At 68.6% G+C, this 20,550-nt stretch carries 22 protein-coding genes; 8 read left to right on the top strand and 14 right to left on the bottom strand.

What is annotated here, in order from left to right:
- Positions 1-35: 35 nt before the first annotated feature.
- Complete coding sequence (locus tag J4H86_RS03775) at positions 36-1,214, bottom strand: DUF418 domain-containing protein (RefSeq protein ID WP_394356439.1); 1,179 nt, start codon at positions 1,212-1,214, stop codon at positions 36-38.
- 214 nt (positions 1,215-1,428) lie between these two features.
- Here J4H86_RS03775 and J4H86_RS03770 point away from each other — a divergent pair, with 214 nt between their 5' ends.
- A complete protein-coding gene (locus J4H86_RS03770) occupies positions 1,429-2,391 on the top strand; it encodes a GntR family transcriptional regulator (RefSeq protein WP_236542105.1) in 963 nt (320 codons plus the stop codon).
- Between the two features lie 55 nt (positions 2,392-2,446).
- Here the strand turns inward: J4H86_RS03770 and J4H86_RS03765 are convergent, their stop codons facing one another.
- Complete coding sequence (locus J4H86_RS03765) at positions 2,447-3,619, bottom strand: epoxide hydrolase family protein (protein WP_236542103.1); 1,173 nt, start codon at positions 3,617-3,619, stop codon at positions 2,447-2,449.
- A 118-nt stretch (positions 3,620-3,737) separates the two neighbouring features.
- Here J4H86_RS03765 and J4H86_RS03760 point away from each other — a divergent pair, with 118 nt between their 5' ends.
- Entirely contained in the window at positions 3,738-4,277 is a 540-nt protein-coding gene (locus J4H86_RS03760) for a CGNR zinc finger domain-containing protein (protein WP_236542101.1), read from the top strand.
- A 537-nt stretch (positions 4,278-4,814) separates the two neighbouring features.
- Here J4H86_RS03760 and J4H86_RS03755 read toward each other — a convergent pair.
- The 7 genes from J4H86_RS03755 to J4H86_RS03725 form a co-directional block, all read right to left on the bottom strand.
- Positions 4,815-5,315 (bottom strand): hypothetical protein, encoded by a 501-nt coding sequence (locus J4H86_RS03755; protein ID WP_236542099.1) that lies wholly within the window; start codon positions 5,313-5,315, stop codon positions 4,815-4,817.
- A 95-nt stretch (positions 5,316-5,410) separates the two neighbouring features.
- Complete coding sequence (locus J4H86_RS03750) at positions 5,411-5,797, bottom strand: hypothetical protein (RefSeq protein ID WP_236542097.1); 387 nt, start codon at positions 5,795-5,797, stop codon at positions 5,411-5,413.
- A 581-nt stretch (positions 5,798-6,378) separates the two neighbouring features.
- A complete protein-coding gene (locus J4H86_RS03745) occupies positions 6,379-6,567 on the bottom strand; it encodes a DUF397 domain-containing protein (RefSeq protein ID WP_236542095.1) in 189 nt (62 codons plus the stop codon).
- Between the two features lie 75 nt (positions 6,568-6,642).
- Positions 6,643-6,825, bottom strand: coding sequence for a DUF397 domain-containing protein (locus tag J4H86_RS03740; RefSeq protein ID WP_236542093.1), 183 nt, complete (start codon positions 6,823-6,825; stop codon positions 6,643-6,645).
- Between the two features lie 50 nt (positions 6,826-6,875).
- Complete coding sequence (locus J4H86_RS03735; RefSeq protein WP_236542091.1) at positions 6,876-7,064, bottom strand: DUF397 domain-containing protein; 189 nt, start codon at positions 7,062-7,064, stop codon at positions 6,876-6,878.
- 161 nt (positions 7,065-7,225) lie between these two features.
- The gene (locus J4H86_RS03730; protein WP_236542089.1) at positions 7,226-7,414 is read right to left on the bottom strand and encodes a DUF397 domain-containing protein; all 189 of its coding nucleotides are present in this window, start codon (positions 7,412-7,414) and stop codon (positions 7,226-7,228) included.
- Positions 7,411-8,223 carry a helix-turn-helix domain-containing protein gene (locus tag J4H86_RS03725; RefSeq protein WP_236542087.1) on the bottom strand — a complete coding sequence of 271 codons (813 nt, stop codon included), beginning with the start codon at positions 8,221-8,223 and terminating at the stop codon, positions 7,411-7,413. The genes J4H86_RS03730 and J4H86_RS03725 overlap by 4 nt, the downstream gene beginning before the upstream one ends.
- 376 nt (positions 8,224-8,599) lie before the next feature.
- Between J4H86_RS03725 and J4H86_RS03720 the strand changes: the two genes are divergently transcribed.
- From J4H86_RS03720 to J4H86_RS03700, 5 genes are all read left to right on the top strand, one after another.
- The gene (locus J4H86_RS03720; protein WP_236542085.1) at positions 8,600-9,019 is read left to right on the top strand and encodes an ATP-binding protein; all 420 of its coding nucleotides are present in this window, start codon (positions 8,600-8,602) and stop codon (positions 9,017-9,019) included.
- On the top strand, positions 9,016-9,339 hold the full coding sequence (locus tag J4H86_RS03715) for a hypothetical protein (protein ID WP_236542083.1): 324 nt from the start codon (positions 9,016-9,018) through the stop codon (positions 9,337-9,339). The genes J4H86_RS03720 and J4H86_RS03715 overlap by 4 nt, the downstream gene beginning before the upstream one ends.
- Before the next feature lie 286 nt (positions 9,340-9,625).
- On the top strand, positions 9,626-10,975 hold the full coding sequence (locus J4H86_RS03710) for an amidase (protein WP_269134525.1): 1,350 nt from the start codon (positions 9,626-9,628) through the stop codon (positions 10,973-10,975).
- 59 nt (positions 10,976-11,034) lie between these two features.
- Positions 11,035-11,739 (top strand): helix-turn-helix transcriptional regulator, encoded by a 705-nt coding sequence (locus J4H86_RS03705; protein ID WP_236542079.1) that lies wholly within the window; start codon positions 11,035-11,037, stop codon positions 11,737-11,739.
- A 269-nt stretch (positions 11,740-12,008) separates the two neighbouring features.
- Positions 12,009-13,487: a DHA2 family efflux MFS transporter permease subunit gene (locus J4H86_RS03700; protein WP_236542077.1), complete on the top strand. Its 1,479-nt coding sequence runs from the start codon at positions 12,009-12,011 to the stop codon at positions 13,485-13,487.
- 19 nt (positions 13,488-13,506) lie between these two features.
- On the opposite strand, the gene J4H86_RS03695 is transcribed toward J4H86_RS03700, so the two are convergent.
- From J4H86_RS03695 to J4H86_RS03685, 3 genes are all read right to left on the bottom strand, one after another.
- The gene (locus tag J4H86_RS03695) at positions 13,507-13,881 is read right to left on the bottom strand and encodes an MmcQ/YjbR family DNA-binding protein (protein ID WP_236542076.1); all 375 of its coding nucleotides are present in this window, start codon (positions 13,879-13,881) and stop codon (positions 13,507-13,509) included.
- Between the two features lie 76 nt (positions 13,882-13,957).
- Positions 13,958-15,145 (bottom strand): coiled-coil domain-containing protein, encoded by a 1,188-nt coding sequence (locus J4H86_RS03690; protein ID WP_236542074.1) that lies wholly within the window; start codon positions 15,143-15,145, stop codon positions 13,958-13,960.
- Positions 15,146-15,230: 85 nt separating this feature from the next.
- Positions 15,231-15,791, bottom strand: coding sequence for a GNAT family N-acetyltransferase (locus J4H86_RS03685; RefSeq protein ID WP_394356438.1), 561 nt, complete (start codon positions 15,789-15,791; stop codon positions 15,231-15,233).
- 296 nt (positions 15,792-16,087) lie between these two features.
- Here J4H86_RS03685 and J4H86_RS03680 point away from each other — a divergent pair, with 296 nt between their 5' ends.
- Complete coding sequence (locus J4H86_RS03680; protein ID WP_236542071.1) at positions 16,088-17,893, top strand: NPP1 family protein; 1,806 nt, start codon at positions 16,088-16,090, stop codon at positions 17,891-17,893.
- Between the two features lie 34 nt (positions 17,894-17,927).
- On the opposite strand, the gene J4H86_RS03675 is transcribed toward J4H86_RS03680, so the two are convergent.
- Both J4H86_RS03675 and J4H86_RS03670 read right to left on the bottom strand, forming a co-directional pair.
- Positions 17,928-18,932, bottom strand: coding sequence for a hemolysin family protein (locus J4H86_RS03675; protein WP_236542069.1), 1,005 nt, complete (start codon positions 18,930-18,932; stop codon positions 17,928-17,930).
- Entirely contained in the window at positions 18,929-20,314 is a 1,386-nt protein-coding gene (locus J4H86_RS03670) for a hemolysin family protein (protein ID WP_236542067.1), read from the bottom strand. Before J4H86_RS03670 ends, J4H86_RS03675 begins: the two co-directional genes overlap by 4 nt.
- Positions 20,315-20,550: the final 236 nt, after the last annotated feature.

Genomic DNA, 20,550 nt, shown 5'->3' with positions numbered 1-20,550 from the left:
GCTCGTGCCGGCGGCGCGTTCTCGCTTCGTGGTCGCTATCGCGCGTAGGTGAGGCGCCGGAGCGCCGTCTCGGCCGGGCCTCGGATGTCGCGGCGGGCCATCTGGTCCGCGCCCAGGAGGGTGACCAGCCACACCGCCACCCCGACGACGACCGCCGTGGCCGGTGAGGTCATCTGCCAGTTGAGGGTGTAGGAGGCGAACAGTACGGCCCACGCTACGGACTGCGCGAGGTAGAAGGTCATCGATCGTTGCCCGAGCGCGGCCAGCGCGTTGGTGACCGGGCCCTCCCAGCCGGTGAGGTGGTGCGCCGCGAGGGCGATCAGGGCGGCGTATCCCAGTCCACCGGCGTACCCGGTGACCTGGTGCAGCCCGCCGGCGACGAACGCGCCCAGCGGTGAGGGCTCGGTCCACACCCCGCCCTGGATGAGGGCCAGGGGCAGGCCGCCGAGCACCCCGAGGAGGAATCCCCCGGCCGCGACCCACCGCAGCAGGAGAAGGTGTCGCTCCGGTTCCTCCAGGACGCGGTGGCGGGCCGCGAGAATCCCGACGAGGAACGGGACCACGGTGCAGAGGAGCATCAGGACGCCCAGGATGCCGAACATGCCCACGCGCCACAGGATCTCGGCGACGAACCCCTCGGACCGTGGGATCGGGGGCAGTCCGTCGGACCCGGAACCGGCTCCGTCCGCGACCACCAGGGCGTGCAGCAGCATCCCCACCGGAACCCACGCGACGGCCATGATCACCAATGTCCGGGCCCGGAAACGCACCGCGCCGACGAGTACGAGACTCAGCACGCCGTAGACGGCGAGGATGTCCCCGGGAAAGAGCACGATCACGTGCACCAGGCCGAACACGACGAGCCAGCGGGCCCGCCGGCGCAGCAGGGACCGGACCCCCGACCACTGCCCTCCGTCCCCTGTGCGGCGGAGGTAGATCTGTGCGACGCCGTAGCCGAAGAGCGCGGCGAACATGGGGTATCCCCGCTGTTCGACGAGCATCGTCTTTCCCGCGGTGACGACACGGTCGAGCACGGAGTCGACGTGATCGGCCCCGCCGGTGACCGTGGCGAAGAAGTGGGCGTGTGCGAGGGCGATGACCAGGAGCATGACGCCGCGGGCCAGGTCGGGGGCGAGATGGCGACGGGAGGCGGGCACCGGTCCCGCGCTGGTCGGAGGGGACGAGAGCGGTACTGGACCGACGTGACGTGACACGGAGGACTCCAGGGGAATCGGGCGAGGCTCTGCGTACAGACTAAGCATACGTGCGTACACAAGTAAACCATGGCTCCTGCCAACCCCTTGCTGTGGCATATATTGGGGGTAACCTCGAAGCTATGCGTGAATGCAGCCATTGAGCGCACTAGTGCAGTGGGTGTCAGGTGAACTAGGGCACTGATACGGTTCGGTTCGAGCAAGGAGGCCAGTCATGTCCGAACCGTCGGAGCGCGCGCGACCGCCGTACGCGCGGATCGTCGACTCCATCCACGCGCGGATCCGCTCCGGGGAGCTCGGTCCGGGGGACCGGGTGCCGTCGACCCGCCAGATCACTCGGGAGTGGGGGGTGGCGATGGCCACCGCGACCAAGGTCATCTCCACGCTGCGCCAGGAGGGCGCGGTGGAGGTGGTGCCCGGGGTGGGCACGGTGGTCCGGGGCTCCGCGTCGCCGTCGAACGTGCCGGGGAAGGCGCGGCGAGGGACCTCCTCGGCACACGAGGACCGCCAAGGTCGGTCCGACGTGGCGTTGTCGCGCCAGGCCATCGTCCGCGCCGCGATCGCCGTCGTGGACGCGGAGGGCATCGACGACTTCTCGATGCGCCGGGTCGCGACCGAGATGAACGTCAGCACCATGGCGCTGTACCGGCACGTCGCCCACAGAACCGACCTGGTCTCGGCGATGATCGAGACGACCTACCGGGAGGCCGAGTTCCCCGAGCTAGGGGAGGCGGACTGGCGCGAGGCCCTGGAGAAGGCGGTGCGGTGGGAGTGGGGTGTCTTTCGCAGGCATCCCTGGCTGGTGCAGCTCTCCGTCACGGCCAAGCCCTACATCACGCCCGCCACCATGGGGCCGACGGAACGGATGATGCGCGTGATCACCGCCGAAGGAGCCTCACCAGATACGGCATTGGAAGTGGTCACCATCCTGCTCGGCTTCACCGACGGGATGGCGGCCCAAGGGCTCGTCGTCGAGCAGCCGGCGACACGCGAGCCGGACCCGAGCCACTGGTGGCACGAACGCGCCCCCGACCTGTCCGGCCCAGCGGGCCGGGACGAATTCCCGACCGTGTCCCGCGTCTCCCGACCACCCGACATCGACAAGATCTTCGCCATCGGCCTGTCGCGACTCCTCGACAGCCTCGCACCGATGATCGAGGGAGCGGCCGGAGAGTGACGCGGTCACGCCCAAGCGGTCGCCTCCCAAACATCACGCGAGCCACGTTCCCCGTTCACCGACTGGTGGCCAGTACCGCGGCGAGGCCCTGTCGTACGTCCTGGACGAAGAACTCGGGAACCTCCAGTGATGGGAAGTGTCCGCCGGCTTCGGGAGACGTCCAGTGGACGATGTGTCGGTAGCGTTCCTGCGCCCACGGGCGTGGGCACTTCTCGATGTCGCGGGGATACATGCTGATGGCCGCCGGGACATCGACGCGGAGCTCGGGGTCGAGTGAATTGTGGCTCTCGTAGTAGATGCGGGCCGCGGACGCGCCGGTGCGCGTCAGCCAGTACAGGGTGACGTTGTCGAGAATCCTGTCTCGGGAGATGGTCTCGAACGGGCTGTCCTCGGTGTCCGACCACTCGGCGAACTTGTCGAGGATCCAGGCGAGAAGCCCGACCGGTGAGTCGACGAGCGAGTAGCCGATGGTCTGCGGCCGGGTCGCCTGCTGCTTCGCGTACGCCGCGCGGTGGTGCCAGAAGTCGTGGGTCTCCTCGGCCCACCTGCGTTCGAGCGCCGTCAGTCCGTCCGTGGTCAACCCGGGCGGTCCCTGCGCGAACGTCGTGTGGATGCCCAGGACGTTCGCCGGGAACCTCCCCGCGAGAACCGTGGTGATGTTGCCTCCCCAGTCACCGCCCTGGGCCACGAACCTGCCGTAGCCGAGCCTGCCCATCAGCTCCACCCACGCGGCCGCGATCTTCTCGGTGCCCCACCCTGTCGTGGCCGGTTTGTCGCTGTAGCCGAAGCCCGGCAGGGACGGAACAACGACATGGAACGCCGGCGCGTCCGCGTCGTTCGGATCCGCCAGCTCGTCCACCACGTCGACGAACTCCGCGACACTGCCCGGCCAGCCGTGCGTCAGGACCAGGGGAGTGGCGTCCACGCGCGGGGATCGACGGTGCAGGAAGTGGATTCCCAGGCCATCGATGGTCGTGCGGAACTGGCCGATCCGGTTGAGGCGCGCTTCGAAGGGCCGCCAGTCGTAGCCGGTGCGCCAGTAGTTCACGAGGTCGACAAGGTCGGCGAGGGGAACGCCCTGGTCCCAGCGTCGGGGATCGGGCGCTGCGCGGTGGACCGTCTCCGCCTCCGGCAGTCGCGCCGCCGCCAGGCGGGCGCGCAGATCGTCGAGATCGGCATCAGGCGCGTGGGTTTCGAACGCGTGCACGTCGTTGGTGGGGCGGGGCATGGGTCCTCCTGACCATGAATGAACCGGCTTAGATGGTTCTAACATGTCCCGGCTTTCGGGGGTAACCGGCTAAGGTGGTTCCATGCGTGCTGGGTTCCCTGAATTTCGCCTCGGTTCCGTGCTTGCGACCAGCTTCACGGCGACACTGACGGAGCGGCGCGGCGACGCCGTGGAGCGCGTTCCCACACCGCAGCGCCTCGTCGACTGGCTGGCGCTGAACGGCCTCGCCGTCGACTCCTGCACCACGGCCCAGCTCGACCTGGCGCGGGAACTGCGGGAGGCGATCCACGCCGCCGCGACCGCGGCCGCGACCCACGACGCCCTTCCCGCGGCGGCGGTGCGGGTCATCAACGACCGCAGTGTTCAGGGCCGGGCAGCGGCCATCCTGACGCCCGAGGGGGAGAGGCGGTGGGAGCTCGGCTCGGCTTCCGGTGTGGAGGACGCCCTCAGCGTGATCGCCGCCGACGCGATCAGCATCATCGCGGGCGAACGCGACGGAAGACTGGCCCTGTGCGCGTCACCCACCTGCCAAGCCGCCTTCTTCGACACCAGCCAGAGCCGCACCCGCAGATGGTGTGACATGAACACGTGCGGAAACCGCCAGAAGAAAGCGCGCTTCAACGCCAATCGCGGCAAGAACCCCAGCTCATCGGGATAATTGTTGCCCCGGTGGAGTCCAGAGGGCTCCGAAACGACCTACACCTCTGGGGGCTTGCGGCCTGCGAACCGTTCCACTTGTGGATCCAACGCTCGTGGTCAGCGCATAAGGGTGCGTACCGCGTCCTCGTAGACCGCTTGGACGAGAGGGATGGTGTCCACTCGGACGCGTTCGTTGGTGGCGTGGAGCCCTACGTATGCGGCGCCGAACCCGGCGGTGGCGGGGATTCCCAGTCCGGCGAGGAGTTGCCGATGTTGGACGGGCCGGCGACCTTTGCATGGAGCGGGATCCCGTGGGTGTGCGCCGCGGAGGTCAGGGCCGAGCGCAGTGGGTCTTCGTCGGCCAAGGCGTAGGCGGGCCAGTGCGTGTGGGTCTCAACGTGGGTTGGTGCGCGAACCCATTCGGATGACGGACAGTGGCGCGCGCCACCCACAGTGGCCACGAAGTCGTCGAGGGTGGCGCCACGGTCGAGCCGGGCCTGGCGCAGCGGGCTAGTGGGTGACGTGGAGGGCCTCAACACACCACATCTTCAAGCGGTTACGCGGTGATAGTTGTTTCGCGGATCACGGGGGTGGAGATCATCCTGTCGCATACCGCTCGCCATGCAGGGCTGTTGTCGAGGAGAACGTACCCCTGGGGCGGGTGGAACCCGTCGAGTAGCTGCGCCAACTCTGCGGCGGCGAATCCTGAGAACTCTCGTACCCGGCGGATCGGCATCGCATACCCCACCTCACGGTCACCCTTGGCCAGGTAGGGCTCCACGGTTTGGCCATTACCCGGCCGCATGCGTTCGGCGATTTCGGCGATCTGGGTCGGTGTCCCCTCGATTGCCGGATCCAAGTCGATCACCGCGCACAGCCGCGACGTCGGCGCGGTCAGGTAGACGAACCAGCGTACGGGTACGCCGGTGAGGAAGCGGCGACGGAACTCATGCGTCTTTGCCCCGTGCCACATGAGCTCGTACCACTGAGCGTCCAGGCACATGACCAGGGGGACTGGGGCGGGCGTGGGCCGGTCGAACAGTGTCTGGTCGCCCACCGGGTGGCTCCTCACGATCGCGGGGACAACTGGGGCCACAGTAGCCATCCAGACCGCGCACACGCAGCTAGCTACCGGACTCTACGAAACACGGTTCAGCTCTGGGCGACCACGCTAGCCAGTTCTCCAGCGTAGGGGCGAAGATTTGCGTGGAGGTCGTCTCGTTCGCTGGCCTGGATGATCTCTGCGCAGATCACCAACTGTGCGAGGCGTCCGTTTGGGGTGTCTAGCACGTCACCGAAGTCCTCTCGGATCTGTGTGACGATGTCGGGGACAGGCAAGCTGTAGGCGAGGAGGACCGCAGCGTCGTAACCGGCGGGGGCAGATCCCCATCCTTCCCAGTCGAGGATCTGCAACGGTTCTTGCGTCACGTTCGCCCAGTGAAGGTCTCCGTGCGCGGTCCGCCACTCCGTGACCGTGAGGTCCGCGCTTTCCAACACAGGGATGAACCGGGGGATGCGGTTGATGAATTCCTGCGTCATTACGGAGCGGTTCTGCGGCGGCGGAGTGCGAGCCACAGCTCTTACCGCACGGGTGAGGTGCTCCCACCAGTCATTCGACAGATGCGGGGGCGTCGTGAGGACGGGTGTCGAGGAAACAGTCCGTCCTTCGGCTCGCTGCCATAGATGGGCCTGGTAGAACTTGGCGTCGTCCGACCACGCGTATTCGTCGAGCAACCGTGGGCGGGGAACGTCATCACCGAACGCCGTCTCAGCGAGCGCAGGACCGTCCCAGGTCTTTCCCGCGGGTTTCGCCGACACCACGACCCGAAGCCATGCACTTTCCCCATTGGAAGTCACCGGACCGCTCAGGGACCTTCCCCCGATCCCCGATTGAAGGGACGCATGGGGGGAGACCGCTGCGCTGAGGCGCTTCGCGGCGAGTTGCCACTGGTCCGCCAGGTCATTGGGCCGTCGGGTCGAGGAGGTCACAGAGTTCCTTGAGTCGGCGTGCGGACCATGGATCGTGAACGGTCTTGGCCGCGACCCGCCAGATGACCGAGTTCCACGCCACCCAGCTCGACCAGGCGCCGAAGGGGAGAACCCCGCGTTCGGGGGTCTTCTCAGTCCAGCTCGTCCTCGCGCACGGCATGCAGGAACGCCCGCCACTCGGTCGCTGGGACTGTGAGGTGGCCGAGGTGGCGGTGCTGGGTGTCGCGGATGCTGACCTGGCCAAGGTCGGGAAGGCACTCGACGCAGTTGTCCATGCCCCGGGAGCTGAAGTTCGACTTGTGCCAGCGGGATTCGTGCATGGGGCCTCCCCTGGGGGCGGGTTTGTGTGCACGGTGCCCGGTGGGCGGGCGGGGAAACCCGCGCGCTGAGGGCTGTTAGTCCAGCTCGTTGTTACGCAGAGCGTGGAGGAAGGACTGCCATTCATGGCGGTGGAACTCTAGGTACCCGTGGGTGCGATTCTTCGTGTCACGGATACGGTGAATTCGCTGTTGATGGGACTCGGAGACCTCGACGCAGTTTCCACCATTGTGCGTGTAGCTAGTCGTTCGCCAGTTCATCTCGGCTCCCGTTGTTGAGTGCGGACGTCGCTGCCTGAGAGGAAACCTCTTCAGTGCAGGTCGTTGTTCACCAAGGCCTGGAGGAAGGCCCGCCACTCGGTGGCTGGGACTGTGAGGTGGCCCAGGTGGCGGTGCTGGGTGTCGCGGATGCTGACCTGGCCATCGCTGGGACGGCACTCGACGCAGTTTGAGTTACCCCCCTGACTGTGGCTGGACTTATACCAGTGAGGTTCGTGCATGGGGTCTCCCCAGGGTGGCGGCGGGTTTTGTATGCACGGTGCCCGGTGGGCGCGCGGGGAAACCGCGCGCGTTTCGGCTTGTGGACGGCTGCGGGCCGATTCGGCTCGCGGAAGCTACGCTGTGCTGAAGGGGGGAACCCCGCGTCCGAGGTGGGTTTTTTTCAGTCCAGCTCGTCCTCGCGCACGGCGTGGAGGAAGGCTCGCCACTCCGTCGCTGGGATCGTGAGGTGGCCGAGGTGGCGGTGCTGAGTGTCACGGATGTTGACCAGGGCAAAGTCGGAACGGCACTCCACGCAGTTCGTGTCGCCCACACTGTAGCTGGACTTGTGCCATAGATTCGGATTCGTCACTGGTTCTCTCCTTGGATCCGACTGATCAGCTCGCGTGATTGTTCTGGGGGTAGGGCGACCCCCCGGAGTACCCCCATCAGAGACACGTGTTGATCGATGATCTCGGGATCCATCACGACACCCCCACCGGCGCGGGCCTCATAGTAGACAACGGTTCCTGTCTTGGGGACCCTCAATAGCTTGAATCCTCCATCGAGCCCTGGATGATCTTGGGTGCTTCCGGGAATGACCAGCAATTCCACCCTACTGTGACATGAAGCTTCCAGAAGCCGGTCAAGCTGCCCCACCATAACGCCCGCAGAGCCGAGCCTCCTGCGTAGTGCTGTCTCGTCCACTACGGCGAGAAACAGGGGAGGCGAGTCGGCCTGCAGGATGGATTGCCGCTCGAGGCGTTCTTCGACCTTCAGGCCGACCTCGTCGTCAGTAGCCAGCCGTTGACCCGCGCGGATGGCGGCAGTGGCGTACTCCCGTGTCTGTAGCAAGCCAGGCACGAGGAGCGGCTGGTACTCCTGAATCTCCGTGGCCTCGCGTTCCACCATCGGAAGCTTGCGGTACCACTCAGGTGGTGCGTATGTCTCGTACTGCGCTTCCCAAGCGGCGACCAGTCGGCCGTCACCGATAAGTAGCTGGTCAATACGGGACGCGATGTCCTTTTTGACGCGAATCCGTCCTCGTTCGAGATCGCTGATGGTGCTTTGTGAGACCGGTACGCGGGCGGCGAGGGTGTTCTGCGAAATACCTGCTTGTTCGCGGAGTCGACGGACATCAGCGCCGAATTTGGATGGGGCCATATCTGCGTTTGCGTCCATGAATCGATTCCTACCTATGCGCTATCGGAAGCGACCACTGACTACCGGAGTTTTCCACAGTATGGATCGATCGGTAGCGCGTTCCGATAAATCGATGGCACCGTATGCGCAATCAAGACCCCCGCGACCGAGAAATGCGGTCCGGGGGCGTGGCCCAACTGGAAGGATCCCAGATGGACAGGTTTGACCTTAACGCGCGTGGTGTGGGGTGGTGTCGTCGTGGTGGCCCGGCGCGGGTTCGGCCGTATGTGGTGCGGCGGTTCTGGGAGTGCCCACAACGTGCGTGTGCGTTCGTGGCGGTGCGTTCGGTCGGGCATCCGTGCCCGCTGGGTGCGACGACCGAGCCCCTCCGTGTCGTGGTTGGCGGTGGTGGGCGATGAACTGCACCACTTTGGTCGGCACGCCGGAGAGCGTGGGCGAGGCTCGCGCCTGGTTGCGCGGCACCCTTGGCGAGCACGGTGTTGATCGAGAGGCGATCGCCGACGCCGCCCTCGTGCTGAGTGAGCTGGCGTCCAACGCGGTGGTTCACTCCCGTAGCGGTCTGCCCGGCGGCACCTACACCGTGAGTGCGCACTGCTCCGCGCGCCGCGTGCGCCTCACCGTCACCGACAACGGAAGCCGCCGCCGAAACCCGGCCGTGAAGAAGCCCTGTGACACCCCGCTGGCGGAGAACGGGCGCGGGCTCCTCCTCGTCGACCACCACGCCAGCGACTGGTGGGCCACCCTCACCCGCGACGAATGCACCGTCACCGCCGACATCCCCACCACCCGCACCCTCGCCGAGGCCACACCATGAACTTCCGCCCAGTACCACCCCTGACCCCGGAAGAACGCGAACGCTACCTCCGCCCCACACCCCCACCCGCCACCGCCACCGTGCGCGCCTGCCGCAACCTCGCCCTCCACTCACCACTCCTGCACCGCGACGGCATCACCACCGAACTCCGTGAGGACGCCGGGAGCGTCCTCGTCACCCGAGGCGACACCACCATCCTCCTCACCGCCACACCCCACGGTTGGAAACCCACCCCCAACCACCCCACCCTCCACCTCCCGCTCGACGCCACCGTCCCCCTCCAACGCCACCTCCACACCCTCCTCACCACCACCCACTAAAGACCCCCGGCGGGGGACCAACGGGCACCCCCAAGCCCCCTCCCCACCCCCGCCGGGCCTCACCAACGCTGGACGCAGCGTCACAACCCAGCTCCCGCGCGCACATCGGTCGAATGACCGATGGTTCGTCCGCGAACCCCGGCTTAGGCTCCCGGCACGATCACCGCTGGTGAACGGCCTGAGTAAAGGAGTCTTCGTATGGCGGCCCCCCAGTCCAACGACGAACTCGCCTGGAAGTCGGCCTCTGACATCGCCACCGACGTCGCCTCGGGAGAACTGAGCGTCCGTGACGTCGCCACGGCCTTCGTGGACCGGATCGAACGCGTCAACCCCCACCTCAACGCCATTGTCCACTTCGATCCGGAACAGGTCCTCCGCGACGCCGAGGGCATGGACCAATACCCCCCCGGGAAACGCCGCGGCGCGCCCCCTACACGGAGTCCCGTTCACGATCAAGGACATGACGAACGTCGCCGGCCTGCCCACCACCAACGGGCTTCGCTCCCAACGCGACGCCTTGGCGGAGAACGACGCGGTGATCGTCCGCCGGCTGCGGGAAGCCGGCGGGCTCTTCCTCGGGAAGACCAACACACCAGAATTCGGGTACTACGGCGGCACCGACAACCACCTGTTCGGCCCCACCCACAACCCGTGGAAGCACGGCCACACCGCCGGCGGCTCCAGTGGTGGGGCGGCGGCGGCCGTCGCCTCCGGGCTCGGCCCGCTGGCCGAGGGCAGCGACGGGGCCGGTTCGGTCCGGATCCCCGCCGCGATGTGCGGGGTGGTGGGACTCAAGCCCACCACCGGCGTCATCCCGCACCCCGTGCCGTTCCTCGACTGGGCCTACCACGGACCCATCACCCGCACCGTGGCCGACAACGCCCTCATGCTCGACGTGGTGGCGGGCCACAGCCCGGCCACCACTCCCTCCGCGCCCCGCATTGTCGACTCCTACCGCGAGGCGATGCGTGGGGGGATCGAGGGCCTGCGGATCGCCTGGTCGCCGGACATGGGCCTGGGGTGTCACGTCGCCCCGGACGTACTCCAGGTCTGCCACGAGGTCCTCGAGGCGCTGGAAAGCCAGGGCGCCCACGTCGTCGAGGCCTCACCCCGGTGGAGCGGCACCTCCGTCGCGATGTGGCACAACATCTGGGTCCCCATGTACAGCGCGCAACGGTCCACCCTGGACATCGCGAACAACCGGGAGCACCTCGACGACAACCTGGTGGCGGTCGTCGAGGAAGGCGACCAGCTCCGGATCGCGGACGTCGGCCGGGCCTACACCGTGCGCGCGGCCATGTGGAGCGAGTGGAACCGGTTCATGGCCGATGTCGACCTTCTGGTCTCACCCACCCTGGCGAGCGCGACATTCCCACTGGAGCGGTTCGCCCCGGACTGGTTGGAGGGCACCAGCGTCCGCGAGCAGATCCTCGACTGGCTGTTGACCTATCCGTTCAACATGCTCAATAATCCAGCCATCTCAGTACCGGCGGGATTCACCGAGGATGGTCGTCCAGTTGGATTCCAGATCGCTGCCAAGCACTGGGAGGACGCTGCGGTCCTGCGCGCGGCGGCCGCCGTCGAGGAGGCGCGACCCTGGGCCCACCATCGCCCCGACCTGCCCCCGTCACCCTGACGACACGTGGGTGAGGACCAGACCCTCACCGCGCCGGGCACACACGTGACACGGTGTCGATGGGCGCTGGCGACGGGTTTCCGGTGACGGTCACGCGGGCGACCATCGACCCCATCGTGCGCACCTGCCGTACGGAACTCTCCGCCTCCGCGGTCGCGATCACCTACGCCCACGCCGCGGAGGCCCGGCACCGGGTGCTCTCCAGCTCCGGCTACCCGAGGGAGGTCCTCGACGACCTCAGCGCCGACTTCGTCCGCACTTTTCCCCTCACCAGCAGCGTCCTGGGCCGGCCCACGAACCGGGCGCGGTTCTGGGAGGACTTCCCCGGCATGCCGCGCACCCTGTTCGGCCGCGTCCTGGTCCGCAACGGCTACCGGGACGGAACGAGCGTCGGCCTGGGAGATCCCCGCGGAGCCCCGCGCGGGGTGCTGCACCTCAGCTTCGCCACCGACCCACACAAGCAGACGGTCCGGCACATCATCCGGGTCGTCGGCCAGCTCCTGGAAAGCCTCGTGCCGTGGGACGCGCTCTTCTGGGACGGAGAACGCGCGGGGCAACTCACCGCGCGGGAGACCGAGGTGCTGGCCGCCGTGATGAGCGGACGGTCCAACCGCGAGATCGCCGCACATCTCGGCATCGCCGTACGGACGGTCGCCACCCACCTGGAGAGTGTCTACCGGAAGCTCGGCACGTCGTCGCGCACCCGGGCCGCGGTCGTCGGCGCCTACATGGGTCTGGTTCCCACACCCGGTCAGGTGTCGTGACCGTCCCTGTGTCCGACCGCCACCCGCGCGTGGTGGGCTCGGACACACCCGGGAACGCCCTCGCCGCCTCAGGTCAGACCACGCTGGCGCGAGAACATGAACTGACATGGGAAAACAGCGCACGACCGCGAAACCGTGCCGAGCGTCGAGAGCCCTGGGCGGCCGAGAAAACCACCTGATGTGCGCCACGCGCCTCAGTAGGCTGATCGGGGCGACCCTCCCGGTCGCCCACACTCTTCTCCAACCAGCCAACGCGTGAGGTATCACCTATGTCCGAAACCCAGCCCGGCTCCGTGGAACAGGATCGATCCGTTCCACCTCGGGTGGGCCTGCTGATCGGGGTCCTCGTCATCTCGGCCTTCGTGATGATCCTGAACGAGACGATCCTCAGCGTCGGACTGCGCGACCTCAGCATCGAACTCCAGGTCTCGACCAACACCGTGCAATGGCTGACCAGTGGATTCCTCCTGACCATGGCCGTGGTCATCCCGACCACGGGGTTCTTGCTGGAGCGGTACTCCCCGCTCCAGATCTTCCTGGCCTCCTTGACCCTGTTCTCCCTGGGCACACTGATCTGTGGCCTCGCGCCCGGATTCGCGGCGCTGCTCCTCGGGCGGGTGATCCAGGCCTGCGGCACCGCCGTGATGATCCCCCTGCTGATGACCTCGGTGATGCGATTGGTGCCGGTCGCGCGGCGCGGAGCGACGATGGGGACGATCACGATCGTCATCGCCGTCGCCCCGGCGATCGGGCCGACCGTCGGCGGTGCCCTGCTGTCCACCCTGGGGTGGCGATGGATGTTCTTCTCCGTCCTGCCCCTGGCGTTGGCTGCACTGGTCATCGGAGCGGTGTGGCTGCGCCTGGACAGTGAGACGCGCTCGGTTCCGCTGGACGTGGTCTCGGTGCTGCTGTCGGCGGTGGGGTTCGGTGGGTTGCTCTACGGTCTCTCCGCCTTCGGCGAGGAGGGTGGAGAGACCGCCGTGTCCCCCTGGCTGCCCCTGGCGGCCGGAACCGTCGCGGTGGTGCTGTTCGTGTGGCGGCAGTTGCGCCTCCAGCGAGAGGACCGCGCGCTGCTCGACCTGCGGCCCCTGCTGCGGCGCCGCTTCACGATCGGTGTCGTGCTGGTCGCCCTGATGTTCATGTGCCTGTTGGGCGCCGCCGCGATCCTCCTCCCGCTGTACCTGCGGATCGTGCTCGAGGAGAGCAGCCTCGTCACCGGGCTCGCCGTGTTGCCCGGTGGATTGCTCCTGGGACTGTTGGGCCGACCGGTCGGCGCACTGTACGACCGCCTGGGCGCCCGCCCCCTGGTGATTCCGGGCGCCGTGGCCATGGCGGTGGCCATGTGGCTCTTCGCCCTTCTGGGACAGGATTCATCGCTCGGCGCGGTGGTCGCCATCCACCTGCTGCTCTCGGCCGGCCTCGGGCTGATGATGTCGCCGCTGATGACCGACTCACTCAGCGCGCTGCCCAACCACCTCTACTCACACGGCAGCGCCATCCTGGCCACCCTGCAACAGGTCGCCGGAGCCCTGGGCATCGCCCTCCTGGTCTCCGTCGCGGCCCTGGCCACCGACTCCTACGCCGGAACCCCGGACGCCGAGGGACTGCGCGCCGCCTTCGTGGCCGCCGGAGTGGTGGGCCTGCTCGCCGTGGTCGCCGCGCTCAACGTACCGCGCCGGGGTGCGGCGACGGAGACGGAGACCGCGACACAGAGCGACGCGACCGTGCGGGTCGGCGGAGGCCACTGACCGTTCGCACGGCCCACGCTCACGTCCTGTTCAGCAGACCTCCGGGCGCGAGTAGCTCGGACTCGTGGGTTTCGCGCAGCTCCTGGGGAGCCGAGAGGAGCCAGGCCTCGGTGAGAAGCTCGGCCAGCTCCTCGGTGTCGATCAGGTCCAACTGGACCACGACCCAGCCGAAGCCTCCGGCGGTGAACTGCACCTCGAACACCTCCGGCCGCTCGGCCACGAGGGCCTGCTGCTCGGCGATCGTCTGCTTGAGCCCCACGGTCCGGGTCCGCTCCCAGAGGTACCCGAAGCCCTTGCCCTCCACCTTGAAGGAGGTCCAGTCCCGCGCCTCGGCACGCCGGACGGACGGCAGGGCGTCCACGAGGCGAAGCAGGTCATCCACACCGACGGTCATAGCTCCATGGAACCACGCGCCGCGGACAGAACGGGACGAGTCGCCGCTGGCCGGTGGAGGGCCGTGGGCCTCTGGCTCAGCGCGGTGACTCGGCGGAGGCCGGGGGAGTGGTCGCCGAGGCGAGTGCGGCGTCCAGTTGGGCTTCCGCCCGGGCCGCGCGTTCGAGGGCCTGGTCCTTGAGTTGGTCCAGGGCGGCGATCCGTTCCTGGGCGTTCTCCCGGGCCTCGGCGTGGTCGCGGCGTTGGCTCTCGAGCTGCTCGGTCAGACGCTGGCGTTCGGCCTCGGCCGCGCCGCGCTCCCGCTCCAACTGTTCGGCCAACCGGTCGCGTTCGGCCCGCACCTGCTGGGTCAGCTCCCGTGCGGCCTCCGCCGCCTGTTCGGCCTGGTGGCGCAGCCCCGCCTCCCGGTCGCGCTCCTCGCCGGCCGCCACGGTGGTGGCGCGTTCGGCCTCCAGAGCCGACGTGTGCTCGGTGCGGACCTGGTCCAGCTCGGCCCGATGGCGTTCCCGCTGCGCCGTCAGTTCCTCCTGGCCGCGCCGGTGCGCCGCCTCGACGTCGCGACGCCCCTGTTGTACGGCGGCGTCGCGTTCGGTCTCCGCGCGGCGGTGCTCCTCGACGGCCAGGTCCCGTTCCCGTTCGGCCTCCGTGGCCCGCTGCCGCGCCTCGTCGGCGAGAGCGGCGGCCTCCGTCGCCTCGCGCAGCGCCTCGTCCCGGGCCAGGAACGCCTGGTCCGCCATCCGCTCCGCGGCCCCCGCGGCGGCCACGGCCTGGGCGGACGCCTCCTCGGCGTCCCGGGCTCGTGCCTCGGCGGTCCGGGTGCGCTGTTCCGCCTCCAGGCGACGCTGCTCGGCCTCCGCCGTCGCCCGTGCGGCGGCGATCCGTGCGGACTCCACCTGGGCCTCCACCGCGCCGGGATCGGTCATGTCCCGGAACGCCCGCGTCGCCTCGGCGAGCGTCTCGGTGAGCTGCTCGCCGTGGGTGGCGAACCGGGCGAGGAGGTCCTCCGCGCGCAACCGGGCCGCCGTGACCGGAGCGCTGTTGGGAGGCACGGCAGGCGCGGCGGCGTCCTCGGTGCCCGAGGCCACAGCGCTCTCCTGTGCCGCGGTCTCGACCGTGGCCGCGGCACGCTGTCGTTCCTTCCACGCGCGCCACCGCGTGTGGTCCGGTAGGTCGCAGTACTCCGGGGGGCGACCCGGGGTGCTGGCCCGTGGCACGGGGCGGTCACACCCGGGGAAGTTGCAGCTACTCACGTCCGAACCGGCCATGCAGGCGAGCCTAGCGGTCAACGCGCGACCGGACGTCCCCGTTCGTCGGCGGGTCGCCCCGCGTCATCGGAGGAACGTCGCCGGATCAGTCGCCCGGCCCGGCCATCGCGCTCAGTCGCGACACCATGGTGGTGCTGAGCGGCTGGAACCCGTGCTGTTCGTAGAAGCGCATCGCGTCACTGTTGCCCAGGACCGCGGCCAGCTCCACGTCGGTGATGCCCTCGTCGGCGAGCTGCCGCCGGACCTCCTCCAACAGTGCTGAGCCGACTCCCGTGTTCTGGTGTTCGGGTGCCACGGAGAGGGTCTGCACCACGGCCACCCGTTCGCCACGACGCCACGAACCGTTGGCCTCCGGGCGGATGGTCACCATCGCGTAGCCAACGCCCTCACCGTCGCGCTCCGCGAGGATCGCCATCGTGCCGGGGGCGGACAACCACTCCACGTAGCGGGCGCGGCGCCGGCGCCAGGACTCCATCTCGTCCACGGGGGCGATCATGTTCTCCAAATGCGTGGTCACGCTCACGTGGTGGCGGTGCAGGGCGCGCCACAGCTCCTCCAGCTCGTCGATCTCGGCCGCGCGGAGGTACCGGAAGCGTGGCACATCGTGCGTGTGCGGCTCAATCTTGATAGTCGACGAATTTTGCATAATCTTTCCTCCCGGTCGACGCGCTCGCCCCTTGCCACTACAACCTATGGTGCCCACGGTGCCCATGCTGGTGGGCTCGCAGGGGGAAAGAAACAGCATCCTGCGCTCAAGAAAATTTCTGCACTTCTTCGCGCGTGGAGCGTCGCAGCACGGGGAACCAGCGCCCCGACTCGAGGCGGGGCACGCCTGGGGATCGACCCACCCGGAGTGTGGGGGAGGCCACCGGACGGTCGGAGGCCCGCAACGCCGCGCGTGTCGGAGCTCCCGACGTCCATCAACTAGTGTCGGAAGGAGTCATGGATACACGAACCGACCTCGAACTCCTCCGCGCCTACGAACCCGTCCTCTCCTACACCAAGGGCGAGCTGTTCTTCCCCACCGACATCGACTCCTACGTCGCGGCGTGCAGCCTGTGGAAGAGTAAGCCGGGCACCCCGGAGGAGGAAGTAGTGCCGGCCGGCGAACTCACCGTGGAGCGGCTCGCCGCCGCGGAACGGGAGTGGCCCGGCCACGACCTCCACCTGCGTTTCGTGCAGGAGGACTCCCTCGCCGAGGAGGCACGACGGTTCCGCAAGACCTCCCGCCCGGTCATTCCCCGCAGTGGACGACTGGCCGCGGTCGGTGTCCTCGGCCGCATCGTCGACGTACTGATGCGCCTCTCGCTGCTCATTCGCGGCGCCGTCCCCGGCGGAGTCGCCGCGGCCGCCGCCACCCGCTACCGGGAACGCCTGGCGACCGAGCGCTCCACCTACTACGGGCGGGTCACCCGGGACGGCGGCTACATCGCGCTGCAGTACTGGTTCTTCTACGTCATGAACGACTGGCGCTCCACCTTCGGCGGGGTCAACGACCACGAGGCGGACTGGGAGAAGGTCGTGGTCTATCTCCTGGACCACGGCGACGGCCCGGCCGAACCCGTCTGGGTCGGCGCCTCCTCCCACGAGTACACCGGCGATGACCTGCGCCGAAGCTGGAACGACCCGGACCTGCGCCGCGAAGGCGACCACCCCGTCCTCTACCCCGGAGCCGGGTCCCACTCCAACCAGCTCGAGCCCGGCGACTACCTCATCCAGGTCGACCCCGCCTTCCTCAGCGGCGTGGTCCGTGCCTGGCGGCGGATGGTCGAGCGGATGCTGCCCACGTCCAGCGCCTCGGTCCTGCACGGGATCGGGATCCCGTTCGTGGACTACGCGCGGGGCGACGGCGTGCGCATCGGCCCCGGTACGGGGCAGGAGTGGGAGCGCGTCGTCATCGACGACCAGCTCAGTTGGGTCGTCGGTTACCGCGGTCTGTGGGGGCGGGACACCCGGGACTGGTTCGAAGGGGAGCGTGCGCCCAGCGGGCCCCGCTACGAGCGCGACGGCACGGTGCGGCGTTCCTGGATCGACCCGCTGTCCTGGGTCGGGCTGCACAAGGTTCCCCCGGGCTCCGACGCGGCGCGCGGATACCTGGAAGCACACCTCAGCGACCTGGACGGGCGGATCGGGGAACTCGACCAGGAGATCGACGCCAAGAGGGAGGAGGTCCGGCGCCTCTCGGTCGCCGCGACCGTCCTGCGCCGCAACGCCCACACCCGGCTGCGTGCCAAGAGCCACGACGAGCGGATCGACGCCGACGAGTCGGAGCTCGCCCGCGCCTACCGCGAGCGGGGGCTCGCGAGCCAGGAGGCCAGCAGCCTGCGCGCCGCCCTGGAGCGCGGCGACAGCCTCGCCGAGGACCTGCGGCAACACCTGCGGTCCCCGCACCGCCCCTACGCCACCGGCGAGCAGCGGCCGACCCGGTTCCTGCACGTGTGGGCGGCGTTGAGCACGACACTGCTGCTGGTCGCCCTGGCGTCGGTGTTCGTCTTCTCGATGCCGTGGTCGCAACGGCTACTGGCGGCGGCGGGCGTCGTCCTGCTGTTCGCGGCCGTCGACGCGATCGCCCGGGGCCGGTTCCGGTCCTTCATGGTCGGGCTGATGGTCGTGGTGGCGGTGGTGGGGGTGATCTCCGCGATCGTGGCGGCGTTCATCATCAACCCGCAGATCGCCATCCTCGTCCCCGTCGGGATCACCGCCGCGGTGCTGCTGATCGTGAACGTGCGTGACCTGCTGCGCCGATGAGGACACCGGAACAGCAGGTCGGAGTGGCGGCGGGTTAGTCCGCCGCCACCAGCAGTTCCTCGATGAGGTCCTGCAGGGTCACCAGCCCCACGAGCTCACCGTGTGACTCCACGAGCGCCAGGTGCCCCCGGCTCTCCCGCATCAGGCTCAGCGCGGTGTAGATCGGGGTCGCGGCGTCCAGGGTGAGCGCCGGGCGCATCAACTCCGCGGCGGTCGTCCGCGGGTCACTGCCCAAGGCGTCGCGAACGTGCAGGACGCCCACGGGTGTCTCCGCGTCCCGCACCACGAGCCGCAGGTGACCGGTCGTGCGCGCCACGTCCACCATGGTCGGCACGCTCGCGTCCGGTGCCACCGCCGCGAGCTCCTCCTTGGGGGTCACCACCTCCCGCAGCGGACGGGAGTTGACCTCCAACGCGGTGGCCAACTGGTCCCGACGCTCCTCGTCGAGGGTGCCGGCGCTCGCGGAGTGATCCACGAGCTGACGCAGGTCCTCCGGATTGCGTCCCTGGCCGACCTCGTCGACGGGGGTGACCCCGAACCGACGCACCAGCGCGTTGGCCATCCCGTTCAACGTGGCCAGAGCGGGCCGGGTGAACCACATGAACGCCCGCATCGGCAGTGCCAGCATGATCGCCGAGCGTTCCGGATGCGAGATGGCCCAGGACTTCGGCGCCATCTCACCGACCACCAGGTGCAGGAACGTGACCACGATCAACGAGAGCACGAACGACACCGTGTAGCTGACGGCCGAGGGGAGCCACGTGAACAACGGCTCCAACAGGCGGTGGACCGCCGGCTTGGTGATCGCGCCCAGGGCCAGCGTGCACAGCGTGATCCCGAGCTGGGACCCCGCGAGCAGCATGGAGATGTCCCGGGAACTGCGCAGCGCGGCCCGGGCCGCGCTGCTGGTGTGCGCCGCGTCCTCCAGCCGGTAGCGCCGCGCCGCGACGAGCGCGAACTCGATCGCGACGAAGAACGCGCTCAACACGATGAACAGCACCGACAGGCCCAGCGCGGTCAGCGGATGAAGGTCACTCATGCCCGCACCTCCTGGTCGTCCTGGGCGGGGTCACCGCTGGACTGGGTGAGGGTGAGGCGAACCCACTCCGGAACGTGGCGGTCCACGGAGTCAACCGTGAGCAGCGCCGAGTAGCTGACCTCCTCCTCCGCCCCGACAGCCGGGAGCGCGATGGTGACCTCGTCGGCGGGTTCGGGCAGGCGCCGCATCTCGTTGATGATGAGCCCGCCGAGCGTCTCATAGTCGCCGGGCGGCAGGTCCCGCCCGATGACCCGCTCCACCTCGTCGATGTGGGTGGATCCCGGAAACAACCAGGTTCCCTTCTCCGTCTGACGCACCGTTCCCTCGTCGACGGGGTCGTGTTCGTCGGCGATCTCGCCCACGAGCTCCTCGGCGATGTCCTCGGTGGTGATCACACCGGCGAGACCGCCGTACTCGTCGACGACACACGCGAACTCCTCCTTGGAGTCGCGCAACTGTTCCAGCACGCCCGGAAGCGGCAGGGTGTCGGGGACCAGCAGGGGCCGGCGGGCCAACTGCCCCACCCGCACGTTGCCGAGTTCCGCCTGTCCCAGCTCCAGGATGTCGCGCAGACAGATGACGCCGACGACGTCGTCCACGTCGTCACCGAGGACCGGGAAACGCGAGTGCCCCAACGCCATCAGTTCCACGACGCGGCTGACGGGTTCGGTGGCCTGCACCGTCGTCACCTGTGGTCGCGGGACCATGGCGTGGGCCGCCGTGCGGTCGTGGAACTCCAACGTGCGGTCCAACAGCGCGGACAGCTCGGCCGGAAGGTCCCCACTCGCACGGGACTCGGCCACGATGTGCTCCAGGTCCCGCGCGGTGGCGGCGTGCTGCACGTCGTCCAGTGGCTTGATCCCCACCATGCGCAACAAGGCCGCCGCGGCGACGTCGAACAGTCGGATGATCCACCCGAACAGGCGCAGGTAGATCATGGTCGACAGGGCGAGTCGTCGTGCGAACGCCTCGGGGCGCGCGATGGCGAGGTTCTTCGGAAGGAGCTCCCCGAACACCATCTGCACCGCTGTGGCGATGAGCAGTGTTCCGACGGTTCCGATGGCGATCCCGATCGCGGGGTTCAGTCCCGCGAGTCCGAGAAGTTCACCGATTCCGCCTCCGACCAGTGGCTCGGCGACATTACCGACGAGCAGGCCAGTGACGGTGATGCCGAGTTGGGCGCCGGAGAGCATGAACGAGGTGCGTCGGGTGACGTCGAGGGCTCGTCGCGCGTCGGTGTGGCCCGCCGCGGCCCGCGCGCTGAGGCGGGAGCGGTCCACGGCCATGTAGCCGAACTCCTGCGCGACGAAGTAGCCGTTGGCGGCGATCATCAACAGGATCACGATGATGCCGACGAGCATGATGGCCAGCGTTGCGATCATGGGCGTCGCACCGACTCAGGCCGACGTGTCCGGGGGGCGAACCGGGTGAACGGTTCGGGGCCCCGAGGGGGTAAAGGAGGGTCAGGATCACGGCGTCCCCCCTGGACGCCGCTGGTTCTTCGGGACGGGTCCATCTTCCTCTCACAGGTTGGGCATCAGATACGACGAGCGAGGATGCGGAGTTGTTCCCGGCGGGAGGGGGAGAAATTCGGCCGGGGAGTCAAAGCTTCGCCCAA

The sequence above is a fragment of the Spiractinospora alimapuensis genome, from assembly GCF_018437505.1.
GTDB lineage: Bacteria > Actinomycetota > Actinomycetes > Streptosporangiales > Streptosporangiaceae > Spiractinospora > Spiractinospora alimapuensis.
Note: the sequence above shows the minus strand (reverse complement) of the source record. Positions and strands in the feature narration are given on the sequence as shown.

Excerpts from the sequence above, each read along its gene's own strand:
- J4H86_RS03770 (WP_236542105.1), top strand. The coding sequence starts at position 1,429 with ATGTCCGAACCGTCGGAGCGCGCGCGACCGCCGTACGCGCGGATCGTC.
- J4H86_RS03765 (WP_236542103.1), bottom strand. The coding sequence starts at position 3,619 with ATGCCCCGCCCCACCAACGACGTGCACGCGTTCGAAACCCACGCGCCT.
- J4H86_RS03750 (WP_236542097.1), bottom strand. The coding sequence starts at position 5,797 with ATGACGCAGGAATTCATCAACCGCATCCCCCGGTTCATCCCTGTGTTG.
- J4H86_RS03745 (WP_236542095.1), bottom strand. The coding sequence starts at position 6,567 with ATGCACGAATCCCGCTGGCACAAGTCGAACTTCAGCTCCCGGGGCATG.
- J4H86_RS03740 (WP_236542093.1), bottom strand. The coding sequence starts at position 6,825 with ATGAACTGGCGAACGACTAGCTACACGCACAATGGTGGAAACTGCGTC.
- J4H86_RS03735 (WP_236542091.1), bottom strand. The coding sequence starts at position 7,064 with ATGCACGAACCTCACTGGTATAAGTCCAGCCACAGTCAGGGGGGTAAC.
- J4H86_RS03725 (WP_236542087.1), bottom strand. The coding sequence starts at position 8,223 with ATGGACGCAAACGCAGATATGGCCCCATCCAAATTCGGCGCTGATGTC.
- J4H86_RS03720 (WP_236542085.1), top strand. The coding sequence starts at position 8,600 with ATGAACTGCACCACTTTGGTCGGCACGCCGGAGAGCGTGGGCGAGGCT.
- J4H86_RS03715 (WP_236542083.1), top strand. The coding sequence starts at position 9,016 with ATGAACTTCCGCCCAGTACCACCCCTGACCCCGGAAGAACGCGAACGC.
- J4H86_RS03705 (WP_236542079.1), top strand. The coding sequence starts at position 11,035 with ATGGGCGCTGGCGACGGGTTTCCGGTGACGGTCACGCGGGCGACCATC.
- J4H86_RS03700 (WP_236542077.1), top strand. The coding sequence starts at position 12,009 with ATGTCCGAAACCCAGCCCGGCTCCGTGGAACAGGATCGATCCGTTCCA.
- J4H86_RS03695 (WP_236542076.1), bottom strand. The coding sequence starts at position 13,881 with ATGACCGTCGGTGTGGATGACCTGCTTCGCCTCGTGGACGCCCTGCCG.
- J4H86_RS03690 (WP_236542074.1), bottom strand. The coding sequence starts at position 15,145 with ATGGCCGGTTCGGACGTGAGTAGCTGCAACTTCCCCGGGTGTGACCGC.
- J4H86_RS03685 (WP_394356438.1), bottom strand. The coding sequence starts at position 15,791 with ATGCAAAATTCGTCGACTATCAAGATTGAGCCGCACACGCACGATGTG.
- J4H86_RS03680 (WP_236542071.1), top strand. The coding sequence starts at position 16,088 with ATGGATACACGAACCGACCTCGAACTCCTCCGCGCCTACGAACCCGTC.
- J4H86_RS03675 (WP_236542069.1), bottom strand. The coding sequence starts at position 18,932 with ATGAGTGACCTTCATCCGCTGACCGCGCTGGGCCTGTCGGTGCTGTTC.
- J4H86_RS03670 (WP_236542067.1), bottom strand. The coding sequence starts at position 20,314 with ATGATCGCAACGCTGGCCATCATGCTCGTCGGCATCATCGTGATCCTG.